Origin of the sequence: Cloacibacterium caeni, assembly GCF_907163105.1 — a bacterium.
Classification (GTDB): Bacteria; Bacteroidota; Bacteroidia; order Flavobacteriales; family Weeksellaceae; genus Cloacibacterium; species Cloacibacterium caeni_A.
The window spans coordinates 2,418,998-2,432,279 of the sequence record NZ_OU015321.1 but is presented as its reverse complement, the minus strand read 5'-3'; the positions used below and the strand labels follow the sequence as shown (position 1 = coordinate 2,432,279).

The following is a 13,282-nucleotide window of genomic DNA, read 5'->3' as shown; positions in this document are numbered from 1 at the left end:
CACACCAACCGAAGAAATTCTTCGGTTTTTTTTATTTATTTTTGAGGAAATTCTCAACAAATGAAAATCAATACATTCACTATGGCATTAGCAGGATTATTCCTCGCCTCGTGCTCATCACAAGTTATGAAAAATTCATTGAACTATCCTGAAACCAAAAAAGTAGAACATACTGACGAATATTTTGGGACTAAAGTGGCAGATCCTTATCGTTGGTTAGAAGACGATCGTGCTGAAGATACTAAAGATTGGGTTCAGCGTGAAGTGGCTTTTACACAAAATTATCTTAATCAAATTCCGTTTCGTGAAGAAATTCGTGCACAGTTAAAAAACATTTGGAACTACGAGAAAATTTCTGCTCCATTTAAAGAAGGAGACTACACCTATTTCTACAAAAATGACGGTTTACAAGCACAATCTGTACTCTACAGAACGGATAAAAATGGCAACACCGAAGTTTTCCTTGACCCTAATAAATTTTCAGAAAAAGGAACTACTTCTATGTCTGGCTTGTCTTTTAACAAAAAAGGAACGCTTGCCGCTTACAATATTTCTGAAGGAGGAAGTGATTGGCAAAAGATTGTCATCATCAATGCGATTACCAAAGAAAAAATAGACGAAACCATTACCGATGTTAAATTTTCTGGCGCTTCTTGGTTGGGAGACGAAGGTTTCTTCTACTCTACTTACGGAAAAGTACAAGGTTCAGAACTTTCTGTAAAAACAGATATGCACAAAGTTTATTTCCATAAATTAGGAACCAAGCAATCTGAAGACAAACATATCATCGGAGATGAGAATTTCAAACGCAGATACATGAACATCGGCGTTTCAGATGACGAAAGATTTTTGATTCTAAATGCTTCAACTGCAACCAACGGAAATGAATTGTACGTGAAAGACCTTAAAAATAACACCGACTGGATTGCGATTCAAAAAGGATTTGATTACAATACCGATGTTTTAGACACCAAAGGAGATTTTATCTACATCATGACCGATAAAAATGCTCCAAACATGAAATTGCAGAAATTTGACATTAAAAATCCTTCTGTTTGGACAGACGTTATCCCAGAAACCGAAAACGTTCTAAGCGCTTCAACTGGTGGTGGTTATATCTTCGCTAAATACATGAAAGACGCTGTCTCTTATATGAAACAGTTCGATTATAACGGTAAATTAATCAGAGAAATCACTCTTCCTGGAATTGGAACCGCTTCTAATATTGGTGGCAAAGAAACTGCAAAAGAATTGTATTACTCTTTCAGCAATTATATCACGCCCGGAACTACTTATAAATTCAATGTAGAAAACGGAACTTCTGAAATTTACCAAAAACCAAACGTAAAATTCAATCCAGAAGATTATGTTTCTGAGCAAGTATTTTTCACTTCAAAAGATGGAACAAAAGTGCCCATGATGATTTCTTACAAAAAAGGAATTAAACTTAATGGTAAAAATCCAACTATTTTATACGGTTACGGCGGTTTCAATATTTCTGTTACCCCAAATTTCTCCGTAGTGAATGCAATCTGGATGGAAAACGGCGGAATTTATGCCGTTCCAAATCTTAGAGGAGGCGGTGAATACGGCAAAAAATGGCATGTTGCTGGAACACAAATGCAAAAGAAAAACGTTTTTGAAGATTTTATAGCTGCAGGTGAATATTTACAGAAAAACGGCTACACTTCGCCAGAATTTATGGCACTTTCTGGTCGTTCAAACGGTGGCTTATTAGTGGGTGCAACCATGACGATGAGACCTGATTTAGCGAAAGTAGCTTTTCCTGGAGTTGGTGTTCTTGATATGCTCAGATACAATAAATTTACTGCAGGAGCTGGTTGGTCTTTCGATTACGGAACTGCGGAAGATTCAAAAGAAATGTTCGAATATTTAAAATCATACTCACCAGTTCACAATGTAAAGAAAGGCGCTTGTTATCCTTCTACGATGATTATCACGAGTGATCATGATGACAGAGTAGTTCCGGCACACTCTTTTAAATTCGGGGCAGAATTACAGGAAAAACAAAGCTGCAACAATCCTGCTTTAATAAGAATTGAAGTAAATGCAGGACACGGAGCTGGTAGAAGTACAGACCAAGTTATTGGTGAAAACACAGATTTGATGAGTTTTGCACTCTATGAAATGGGAATTAAAGAATTGAAAAAATAATTTTCAGAAAGCAATAAAAAACCGCAGATATTTCTGCGGTTTATTTTTTGAATAAATTTTTAAAAAATCCTTTTTCTTTTTTAAGCTTTTCTTTTTGATTTACAGAATCTTGCAAACCTAACTTTTGCTTTACCTGTTTTACCGTTTTCTCAGTTTTTTCTACATTTTTACCCACCAAAGTTTTCTTCAAACCTTCTTCTACTCCTTTCCAAAGCAAATTAAAAAATGATTTCGTAGGATTTCTAGTGGTGTGAACTACTACATTTTCTGTTTCGGATTTAGAATTCGTGCGAACGATTAAATTTGTAACGGCACTCATCAATTTCTTCTCTTTTTTAGTTTTTTCATCTAAAACTTTCACTTTCACATTTTCATGTTTCATCGTGTAATTTCCAGAAATTTCAGTCCTGTTTCCTCTAAAATTAAACCGTACTTCGTGAATATTTCCTTCAACTTTTTTATGAGAATAGGGCGTAACAAAAGCGTTAATACTTTCGGCTGGTAAATCATTTATTTGCCCTGAAATCGTAAAATCATCCTGAAGATTTGCCGTATCAAAACTCCAGTTTACTTTCATAGGCGCTACATTCATAAATTGTGTGTGTATTTTAATGGGAACAACTGTGCTTTTGAAATCTTTATTTGAATTGAGATTTTGGGCATTTAAATTAAATTGACTGAAAGTAAGTTTTCCAGGTTTATTTCCATTCGGTAAATCCTCTTCATAAATTAAATTTGAATTTCTAATATTCAAATTTTTCACCAAAAGAGGAAATTTTATGGAACGAAGCAATTCACTGTAAAGTTTTTTTCTGGTCAAATCATCTTTAGGACTTTTACTTCTATAAATTTGAGCTTGTAAATTGTTAATCAATACATTACCAACATTTATTTTCGGTTGGCTATCTTTTAATTTCCAATGAAAATCAGTAATTCTCGTTTGTGCAATTTTTACATTATACCAATCTTTTTCGGTAGAAATTTTAGATGTAAATTGGGTTTTAGTAAACTTAGGTTGTAAATGCAATCCTCTTAAATCCATAGAATTTTTCTGAAAATCAGCATTATTAATGAACAACTGATAGAATTTTCCAGCATCTAAAAAAATATTTCTTCCCGAAATTTGGTAATTATCATATCGAAAAGGCAATTCATTATTGGGATTTTTTTCATCTAAAACCAATTGTTCAAAATGAGCATTTATATTGTCTACGGAAAACTTTTTTTGTCCATTTTTGATAATTTTTGCTTTTCCATTATCAAAGAAAACATTTTGTAATTCAACAATATAAGTAAAAGGTTTATTTTTATTTTTATTCTGATTTTCAGAAGAATACAACGTTAAATTAGGTTCAGAAAACCGAACTTCAGACAAACTAATTTTATTCTTCTTCAATACCATATCTTTGAAATTCATTTTTTGAGAAGAAATATCAAAAAGTGATTTTCTAGGAAATTTTCTTGAAAATTCAGAAAAACTCATCAAAGGTTTCATTGAAAAATCTGTCACAGACATTTGGCCATTTTCTGTATTAATTTCGGCAGCTGAAATGTGATACACTTCATCTGGATAAAAATGAAATGCTTTACTTTTTATAGAATATTGGTCAAAAACAATTGGCAATTTACGAGACACCTCTTTCTCTGTAAATTTCAGATTTTCAATATTTAAACTTAAATTTTCAATTGACAAAAATTTACTTTTATCAAATCTTAGGATTTCAATATTGCCGTCTTCAATCATCAAATTTTTAGAAATCAAAGGTCGCTTATTTTTCTTATCACCTTGTTGATTTTCAGGTAGAACAATCTGAAGATTTGGACGAAAAAGTTTTAAGTATTTAGCATTAATTTTCTTATTTAAAATAGCATCGTAAATCCCAAGATTTGAAATAAAAAGAGAATCTACAGTTCCGTTAAGCTGTAAGAGTTTTAGATTATATATATGTTTTGGAGTAATTTTAACTTTACTTGCAGAAATATTTCCGCTTATAAATTCTATGTTTAATTTCTGATAATGAATATGATACGGAGATTTATTTTCGATGTACTGAGGCAAATGATGCTGCAACCAATAATGGAAATACAGATTTGCCGAAACCAAAATCACTGCAAACCCAAAAATAACGGAAAATAGAATTCGTAAAGCTCTCTTCATAGAGCAAAAGTATTTGGTTATTAGCTTTTTGGGTTACAAGATTTTGAGTAATGTTTATATTTTAAGACTCAATTAATTCTTGGCGCTTTTGGCGGCTCTTGAATTTGATCAAAATTTCTATCTGTATTCTCTTTATATAGTTTTTGAGAAATTTCTTTCAAAACTTTTCCTTTTTCGTCAATTTCTAAATATTGTTTTCCTTTTCTGGCAAAAATTCTGCTTTCTAACATTCCAAAGCCATAACCAAAACTTGGTTTTATCTCATCATAAATGAGTGGACAAATAATTTTATTATTTAAATCTATGATTCCATATTTTTCATCCTTACCTACAAAAACCTTGTCTCGAGCAATAAAAACAAAATCATAAATCGCAGGAATTTTTTCTTTGAATGTTTTATATTCTACCATTCCATACTTTCCGTTTCTTTTTACAATGTGTCTGTCTTCTGGTCCATATTCTACCCAATCTGAGATTTCATCAAAAATGATTGGCAACAGAATTTTGTCTTGTAAATCTACAATTCCGAATTTATTATTTTTCTTTACGATAAATTTAGAATGATCATAAAAAATGGGATGAATCATTTGGTAACTTGAAAGAAAAATTTCCCCATTGATATTAACGATCTTATCTTCTTTCTTATTTGAAAGTAGATAGGTGTTTTTAAGATTTTCAACTTCATCAAGTTCATTAATCTCATCATAGATAAAGGGAAATATTTCTTTGTTTTGATAACTAATAACTCCAAATTTTCCATTTTTCTTGGCGATAGAATTTTTACTCCTTTTAAAATCTAAAGCTTCATCATATACAAAAGGGATTTTTTCATTTCCTTGCCAATCTACAACACCATATTTATCTTTTAAGCTTTTGAAAGAAATCTCTGTATTATTGGTGCTGAAATCATTATAAATTGGTTCATAAGACTCTCCAATTTTCTTTAAATTTTTGTTGAAAAAAGAATAGATTTTGCCTTTTCTTGCATTGTAATATTCAGAGAAATTTGGGAGATTGGTGTCAAAAGGTTCAATGTAATCATATTCAAATGGAACTTTAATTTCGCCATTTGGCTTTATCATTCCGTATTTTCTGTTTCTTTTTACAATAGCGTTTTTATAGGTGTCAAAAACCGAAGCAGAATCAAATTTATTGTTTACAAATGCTGGTTTTATTTTTTCATTAAGAAACTCATATTTTCCATTTTTAAGAACGAGAGCTGCTCCATTTTTAAAAAATGTAGATTGGTCTCTGGTAAAAATATCTTTAGAGAAATCATAATAATCTGTTCTAAAAACTTTATCATAAACAAAATCTGAAAGTTGTTTTCCGTGATTATCGAAAAAAGCCCACTTTTTATTTTTCTTAACAATTACAATGTTGTCAAGTTGCTGATAATCTGCATCTTCAAAAATTAAAGGAATTATTTCTTTACCTTCTTTATTAGTGAAGCCAAATTTTTTGTTTTTAGAAACTTTTACCAATCCATTTTTTTCAAAATAACTAACATTATCATAAATTAATGGAATGATGAGCTTTCCTTTTTCGTTAATAAAACCAAATTTTCCATCTTTCTTCACAGACGCTAATCCTTCAGAAAAAATATCAATTTTATCAAAACTTCCTTCAATTACAATTTCATTTTTAGGATTGATGTAAAACTCCTTTCCTTTATTTTTCACATAAGCTAATTGATGTTCAAAAGGATTCACAAAATCATATTCAAAAGGTATTCTTATGATACTATCTTTATCAATAAAACCCCATTTATTTTTTGTGTTAAGCACCCTAAACCAACCCGTTTCTTTGTCTTTTTCAATATATGAAATTTCTTTTCTAGTAATTTTCTGAGAACTCCCAGAACAAGAAAGCAACAAAATAAAAAATAAGTAATAATAATATTTCACGGTTTTAGTTTTTATTTAAGTTCACGAAATCCCCAACTCAATCACATAACCTTCGTGGCTTCTCACATTGATAAAATCTCCATCATTAAAATACAAATACTGTCCTTTAATTCCTTTTAACACCCCTTCAAACTCTAGCTTAGAATCTAGTGTGAAAGAATTAATTTTCGTAGGCGTTTCATACGGAAAGTCTAAACGCACCATTTCTTGACCATCAATCGCAAAATTTTTAAAATCTTTAGGAAAAAGTTCTGCAATCTTGTTGCGAAAATCCAATAAATCTACATCACTTTCGCGGTCGTCTTGAAGCATTTTTTTCCAATTGGTTTTATCTGCAATATGTTTTTTGAGTTCCACTTCTATCATTCCCGCTTCATAGCGGTTTTCAGTTTTTGCAATCGGCAAGGCAAAAGTCGCTCCTTGATCAATCCAACGAGTCGGAACTTGACTTTCGCGCGTTACCCCAACTTTTACATCACCTGTATAAGCCAAATAAACAATGTGAGGTTGCAATTGTATTTCTTTTTCTATTTCTAAATCACGCTCTTCGATGCCGAGATGCGCTGTAGAAAGTTCTGGCTTCAAAATCGTATCACTTGCATAAGGACTTTCGAAAAAACATTTTTTACAAAATCCCATTCTATAGATTTTTTCATCTTTACCACATTCTACACACTGATAACCAACATGTTTTATGGTAAAATTTTTACCAAATAGCTGATTCATAGAAATTAAATCTCCTGAAAGATTGAGGTAATACTGAATTGGATTTCCGAGAACGGAAGACATTTTGAGAATTTGTCCTTTAAATTGCATTGCGAAAATTTTGAGTAAAAATAAGGAAAAAGATATTAAATGGTTCGCTGATTTTACTGATTGAGCATATTTATAAAGAATCATCCTAATTTGCTCAATCTGCGCGAAAATTTATTTTATATTTGACCATAATCATTTCCAAATTCTTAAATTTGCTACTCTTTGTAAAACAAACAAATGAATTATTTAGTAACAGGCGGTTCTGGATTTATTGGTTCACATTTGGTAGAACATTTGTTGAAAGATGGACATTTTGTCATTAACATTGACAATTTTGATGATTTCTATGATTATCAGGTTAAAATCAAAAATACTTTAGAATCGGTTCAACAATCTACTGATTTTGAATTTTCTGATAAAGAAAATGATATTCAAAAGCTTGTAAATCAAACTCAATCAGAAAATTACATTCTTTACTATACCGACATTCGTGACAAAGAAGCTTTAGCTCAAATTTTTAAAAATCATAAAATAGATGTTTTAGTTCATCTTGCAGCTTTGGCTGGAGTTCGTCCTTCTATAGAAAGGCCTATAGATTATGAAGAAGTGAATATAAAAGGAACCATGTACCTTTGGGAATTGTGCAAAGAATACGGCGTAAAGAAAAACGTAATTGCATCATCATCAAGCGTTTATGGGAATAACGAAAAAATTCCTTTCTCTGAAACAGATAATGTAGACAGACCTATTTCGCCTTATGCAGCCACTAAAAAATGTACAGAAATTCTAGGCCATGTTTATCATCATTTATACGGAATAGACATGATTTTCTTGAGATTTTTCACGGTTTTCGGCCCAAGACAAAGACCTGATTTAGCCATTCATAAATTCACAAAATTGATTTCTGAAAACCAAGAAATTCCTTTCTACGGCGATGGTTCTACCGCTAGAGATTATACTTTTATAGAAGACATCATCGATGGTGTGGTAAAATCTGTAAAATATGTAGAAAACCATCATAACGTATACGAAACCATCAACTTAGGCGAAAGCGAAGTGGTAAATCTAAACGAAATGGTGACAGGAATAGAACAAGAACTTGGAAAATCTGCCATCAAAAAAAATCTGCCAATGCAACCTGGAGATGTAGAAAAAACCAACGCAGATATACAAAAAGCGAAAAACCTTATCAACTATTCCCCAAAAACAAAATACCAAAATGGCATAAAAATTTTTGTGGAATGGTTTTTGAGAAACAGATAAAACAATTATATTAGAACATTATTAAAAATTAAGTTTAGATTTTATAAATCTGTTGAAAATCAGATAGAAAAATTTTGAAATCTCACCTAATTTTATACTTTTGCAAAAAATTTAAATATTATGTATTGGACATTAGAATTAGCTTCATATTTAAGCGACGCACCTTGGCCGATGACTAAAGCAGAGCTTATCGATTATGCTATTAGAACAGGTGCACCAATGGAAGTAGTAGAAAATCTTCAAGCCATTGAAGACGAAGGAGAAATCTATGAAAGCATAGAAGAAGTCTGGAGTGATTATCCTACAGACGAAGACTTCCTCTGGAACGAAGACGAATACTAAAAAATGCAGTCGGCTGTCGGCAATCGGCAATCGGCTTTTTTTTGAATTTTTATAAATTTAACGTTAATATGGCTGAAGCATTTTGCTACTAGCCAAAAGCAATTATTATGAGTTTTTTAAATAAAGTTCTTCAAGGATTCTTAGGCGACAAAAACGCTAAAGACCTCAAAGAAATCAAAAAAGTTGTAGACAAAATTAAGAAAGTAGAGCCCGCAATTGCCGAGCTTTCGGATGATGAATTGAGAGCAAAAACTCAAGAATTCAAAGATAAAATTGATGCAGCTACAGAACACATTACCAATCAGGTAGTAGAAGTTCATGAGCAAATTGCAAAATCTTCTGACGTAGACGAAAAAGAAAAACTTTTTGGGCAAATTGAAACGCTGAAAAAGGATTCTTATCAAATTGAAGAAAAAGTATTGAACGACATTCTTCCAGAAGCTTTTGCGGTTATCAAAGAAACTGCAAGAAGATTGGCTCAAAACGGCGGACTTACCGTTACAGCAACTGAGCATGACCAAGAATTAGCTGCTGCTAAAGATTTTGTAGAAATTAAAGGAGACAAAGCTTTTTGGAAAAACAAATGGGATGCTGCTGGTAAAGAAGTAATTTGGGACATGGTTCACTATGACACCCAATTTATCGGTGGTGTTGCACTTCACAGTGGTAGAATCGCCGAAATGGCAACTGGTGAAGGTAAAACTTTAGTAGGAACGCTACCTATTTACTTAAATGCACTTCCTGGCCGTGGTGTTCACGTAGTTACCGTGAATGATTACTTGGCAAAAAGAGACTCGGCTTGGATGGGACCAATTTATCAGTTCCACGGTTTAAGCATCGATTGTATCGATTTGCATCAACCGAATACAGATGCAAGAAGAAAAGCTTATCAAGCAGATATCACTTATGGAACCAATAATGAGTTCGGTTTTGACTATTTAAGAGACAACATGGTTTCTTCGCCTGAAGAATTAGTTCAAGGTGAATTAAACTTTGCAATTGTCGATGAAGTAGACTCAGTATTAATTGATGATGCGAGAACTCCATTGATTATTTCTGGACCAATTCCTCAAGGTGACAGACAAGAATTCGATGTGTTAAAACCTTCTGTAGACAGAATTGTAGCCGTTCAGAAACAAATCGTTTCTAATTTATTAACCGAAGCGAAGAAATTAATTGCAGCAGGTAATAAAACAGACGGAGGTTTTAAACTTTTACAGGCTTACAGAGGTTTACCTAAAAACAAACACCTCATCAAATTCCTTTCAGAAGAAGGAATAAGAGTGCTTTTACAAAAAACAGAAGGGGAATACATGCAAGACAATAGCAAGAGAATGCGTATTGTAGATAAAGACCTTTATTTTGTAATCGACGAGAAAAATAATCAAATAGACCTTACAGACAAAGGTGTAGAATATATGTCTCAAGGTAACCAAGATGCTAACTTCTTCGTTTTAGAAGACATCGGAACCTTGATTGCTGAATTAGAGGCAAAAAATCTTACTAAAGAAGAAGAATTTGCTCAAAAAGAAGAGCTTTTCAGAAATTATGCTGTAAAATCTGAAAGAATTCACACTTTAAATCAACTATTAAAAGCATATACTTTATTTGAAAAAGATGATGAATATGTAGTCATCGACGGCGAAGTAAAAATCGTAGATGAGCAAACAGGACGTATCATGGAAGGAAGACGTTATTCTGACGGACTTCACCAAGCGATTGAAGCTAAAGAAAATGTAAAAATCGAAGCAGCTACACAAACTTTCGCTACTATTACGTTACAGAACTACTTCAGAATGTATAACAAATTAGCCGGGATGACGGGTACTGCAGAAACTGAAGCAGGAGAATTCTGGCAAATTTATAAATTAGACGTAGTTGTAATTCCTACCAATAGACCAATCATCAGAGATGATAGACAAGATTTAGTTTATAAAACCAACAGAGAAAAATTCAATGCGGTAATTGATGAAATCGAAAGACTTACTGCAGCAGGAAGACCAATACTTGTAGGTACAACTTCTGTAGAAATTTCTCAGTTCTTGTCAAAAGCACTTCAATTAAGAAAAATTCCGCATAATGTATTGAATGCGAAATTGCACAAAAAAGAAGCAGACATTGTAGCTGAAGCTGGTAGATCTGGTGTAGTAACCATTGCTACCAACATGGCTGGTCGTGGTACCGATATTAAATTGCAAGGAGACGTAAAAGCAAACGGAGGTTTAGCAATTATAGGTACAGAAAGACACGATTCTAGACGTGTAGACAGACAGTTAAGAGGTAGAGCTGGTAGACAAGGAGACCCAGGAAGCTCGCAATTCTATGTTTCTCTAGAAGATAACTTAATGAGACTTTTCGGTTCTGAAAGAATCGCAAAAATGATGGATAAAATGGGACACAAAGAAGGCGAAGTAATTCAGCACTCTATGATTACCAAATCTATCGAAAGAGCTCAGAAAAAAGTAGAAGAAAACAACTTCGGTATCAGAAAAAGATTGCTAGAATATGATGATGTAATGAACAAACAACGTGATGTAATCTACAAACGTAGAAAAAATGCATTGTTTGGCGACCATTTAAAATATGACATCATTAATACCATTTATGATGTAGCAGCATCTATTGTAAGCAATACAAAAGGCGGCAACCAATTCAAAGAATTTGAATACGAAATCATCAAATTCTTCACGATGGAAGCTCCACTTACTGAAGCTGAATTCAAGGCAAAAACTGAAAAAGAAATCACAGATATCGTTTTCAAAAAAGCAGAAGAAGATTATAAAAACAGATTGGTTTTATTGAAAGAAAACTCTTTCCCAATCATAGAAAATGTATTCAAACAACAAGGTCATATGTTCAAAAACGTACAAGTACCTTTCTCTGACGGAACCAAAACACTTACCATTGTTACTGATCTTAAGCAAGCTTATGAAACTCAGTGCGAATCTATGATTAATGATTTCGAGAAGAACATCTGTTTAACCATTATAGACGAAAACTGGAAACATCACCTTAAAGAAATGGATGATTTACGTAAATCTTCACAAGGTGCAGTTTATGAGCAAAAAGACCCATTGGTAATTTACAAACAGGAGTCTTTCCATTTGTTCAGCGAAATGATGGATAAAGTAAACAAAGAAATTATTTCGTTCTTATTCAAAGGAGAAATTCCTACTTCTTAATCTACTCAACATTATATACATTAAAATCCGAAGAGTTTTTCTTCGGATTTTTTTTATGAAATTGATTGTAATCAAGATTTTTTGAGAAAAATTTTAATACTTTAGCATTAATTAAAAACAATACAATGAAAAAACTGATTACAATTTTTACTCTAGCTGTTAGCACGTTTACATTTTCTCAAAATTCTACAACTTTAAAATCAAATGACATCGTGATAAATCCTGTTGCATTAGTTTTAGGAGCAGTAAATGTAGAGTACGAAAGAATTATTTCTGAAAACTCAGGAATTGGGGTTACCACTTCTTTTCTTCTTGATGACTATATAATAGATGATAATAATGGGTTCAGTATAACACCTTATTATAATTACTATTTTGGTAAAAAAAGAGCCAATGGTTTTTATATTGGCGGATATTGCAGCATTAACAGTGGAGATGTAGAAAAATCTTATTATGTTTCTTCTCAATATGGAGGATACACTATGTATACTACAGAAAAAGAAACCAATTTTGGTGTCGGATTTAAATTCGGAGGAAAGTGGGTGGTAAAAAATGATATTGTCTTAGAAATCGGAACAGGATTAGGACGAAATTTTGGAGGAGAAAATAAAGTAAACACCACAGGAATGTTAGGAATTGGCAAAAGATTTTAACTATTATTAAAATAAAAATTAAAACAACAACGTTATTTCTAAATGAAAAAGTTTTTTATATTTTTGATGAGTATTTTACTGATTTCTTGTAACGGACAAGAAAATAAAGTTTCAAAGAAAAAAAATCTTAAAATGGAAAACAAAAATCTAGAATATGCTACGTTTGGTGGCGGTTGTTTTTGGTGTGTAGAAGCATGTTTTGACATGTTAAAAGGTGTAGAATCTGTAACTTCTGGCTATTCTGGTGGTCATAAAGAAAATCCTACTTACGAAGAAGTTTGTACAGGTGAAACGGGTCATGCAGAAGTGGTACAAATCGCCTTTGATCCTTCTGTTATTTCTTTTTCGCAATTGTTAGAATCTTTTTGGTTCCTGCACGATCCTACCCAATTAAACAGACAAGGTGAAGACATCGGTACACAATACCGTTCCGTAATTTTCTATCATTCTGAAAAACAAAAAGAAGAAGCACAAGTTTCTCTGGAAAATTCAGAAAAATCTGGAAAATGGAACGGGAAATATGTTACTCAAATCGTTCCTTTTGAAAAATTCTGGGGCGCAGAGAAATATCACCAAAACTATTTTGAAATCAATCCTAATCAGCCTTATTGTAGCGCTGTAGTAGGTCCAAAAGTAGCCAAATTCAAAAAACATTTCGGCGAACTTGGGCTATTGAAATAAAGAATTGAAAAATTTAACTTTTGAGCAGACTTTTTAGTCTGCTCTTTTTTTGTAATTTAGAGTAAAATTTTTTATTAGACTAATAACTTTAAATAACAACACACTTGCATTAAGAGTAGAGTAAGTTTTAAACGGGGAATGGTGAGAGAAATCTCACCATTTATT

9 protein-coding genes are annotated in these 13,282 nt (G+C 32.3%); 6 read left to right on the top strand and 3 right to left on the bottom strand.

Annotated features, from left to right (window positions below; all coding sequences use genetic code 11):
- Positions 1 to 60 precede the first annotated feature (60 nt).
- Entirely contained in the window at positions 61 to 2,175 is a 2,115-nt protein-coding gene (locus KKQ76_RS11315) for a prolyl oligopeptidase family serine peptidase (protein WP_213197227.1), read from the top strand.
- Between the two features lie 40 nt (positions 2,176 to 2,215).
- Here KKQ76_RS11315 and KKQ76_RS11310 read toward each other — a convergent pair whose 3' ends face one another.
- The 3 genes from KKQ76_RS11310 to KKQ76_RS11300 all read right to left on the bottom strand — a co-directional run bounded on the left by KKQ76_RS11310 (position 2,216) and on the right by KKQ76_RS11300 (position 7,056).
- The gene (locus KKQ76_RS11310) at positions 2,216 to 4,333 is read right to left on the bottom strand and encodes a hypothetical protein (protein WP_213197226.1); all 2,118 of its coding nucleotides are present in this window, start codon (positions 4,331 to 4,333) and stop codon (positions 2,216 to 2,218) included.
- Positions 4,334 to 4,401: 68 nt separating this feature from the next.
- Entirely contained in the window at positions 4,402 to 6,240 is a 1,839-nt protein-coding gene (locus KKQ76_RS11305) for a WG repeat-containing protein (RefSeq protein WP_213197225.1), read from the bottom strand.
- 21 nt (positions 6,241 to 6,261) lie between these two features.
- Entirely contained in the window at positions 6,262 to 7,056 is a 795-nt protein-coding gene (locus tag KKQ76_RS11300; protein WP_213197224.1) for a DUF2797 domain-containing protein, read from the bottom strand.
- A 177-nt stretch (positions 7,057 to 7,233) separates the two neighbouring features.
- On the opposite strand from KKQ76_RS11300, the gene KKQ76_RS11295 reads away from it, so the two are divergent.
- From KKQ76_RS11295 to msrA, 5 genes are all read left to right on the top strand, one after another.
- Positions 7,234 to 8,259: a GDP-mannose 4,6-dehydratase gene (locus KKQ76_RS11295; protein ID WP_213197223.1), complete on the top strand. Its 1,026-nt coding sequence runs from the start codon at positions 7,234 to 7,236 to the stop codon at positions 8,257 to 8,259.
- A 120-nt stretch (positions 8,260 to 8,379) separates the two neighbouring features.
- On the top strand, positions 8,380 to 8,601 hold the full coding sequence (locus KKQ76_RS11290; RefSeq protein WP_002662059.1) for a DUF2795 domain-containing protein: 222 nt from the start codon (positions 8,380 to 8,382) through the stop codon (positions 8,599 to 8,601).
- Positions 8,602 to 8,708: 107 nt separating this feature from the next.
- Positions 8,709 to 11,783 carry a preprotein translocase subunit SecA gene (secA, locus tag KKQ76_RS11285; protein ID WP_213197222.1) on the top strand — a complete coding sequence of 1,025 codons (3,075 nt, stop codon included), beginning with the start codon at positions 8,709 to 8,711 and terminating at the stop codon, positions 11,781 to 11,783.
- 125 nt (positions 11,784 to 11,908) lie between these two features.
- The gene (locus KKQ76_RS11280; protein WP_213197221.1) at positions 11,909 to 12,436 is read left to right on the top strand and encodes a DUF3575 domain-containing protein; all 528 of its coding nucleotides are present in this window, start codon (positions 11,909 to 11,911) and stop codon (positions 12,434 to 12,436) included.
- A gap of 42 nt (positions 12,437 to 12,478) precedes the next feature.
- A complete protein-coding gene (msrA, locus tag KKQ76_RS11275) occupies positions 12,479 to 13,117 on the top strand; it encodes a peptide-methionine (S)-S-oxide reductase MsrA (RefSeq protein WP_213197220.1) in 639 nt (212 codons plus the stop codon).
- Positions 13,118 to 13,282 lie beyond the last annotated feature (165 nt).

What these genes read in the sequence shown, in the direction of transcription:
- secA (WP_213197222.1), top strand. Translation starts at nt 8,709, where the DNA reads ATGAGTTTTTTAAATAAAGTTCTTCAAGGATTCTTAGGCGACAAAAAC.
- KKQ76_RS11315 (WP_213197227.1), top strand. Translation starts at nt 61, where the DNA reads ATGAAAATCAATACATTCACTATGGCATTAGCAGGATTATTCCTCGCC.
- KKQ76_RS11300 (WP_213197224.1), bottom strand. Translation starts at nt 7,056, where the DNA reads ATGCAATTTAAAGGACAAATTCTCAAAATGTCTTCCGTTCTCGGAAAT.
- msrA (WP_213197220.1), top strand. Translation starts at nt 12,479, where the DNA reads ATGAAAAAGTTTTTTATATTTTTGATGAGTATTTTACTGATTTCTTGT.
- KKQ76_RS11290 (WP_002662059.1), top strand. Translation starts at nt 8,380, where the DNA reads ATGTATTGGACATTAGAATTAGCTTCATATTTAAGCGACGCACCTTGG.
- KKQ76_RS11280 (WP_213197221.1), top strand. Translation starts at nt 11,909, where the DNA reads ATGAAAAAACTGATTACAATTTTTACTCTAGCTGTTAGCACGTTTACA.
- KKQ76_RS11295 (WP_213197223.1), top strand. Translation starts at nt 7,234, where the DNA reads ATGAATTATTTAGTAACAGGCGGTTCTGGATTTATTGGTTCACATTTG.
- KKQ76_RS11310 (WP_213197226.1), bottom strand. Translation starts at nt 4,333, where the DNA reads ATGAAGAGAGCTTTACGAATTCTATTTTCCGTTATTTTTGGGTTTGCA.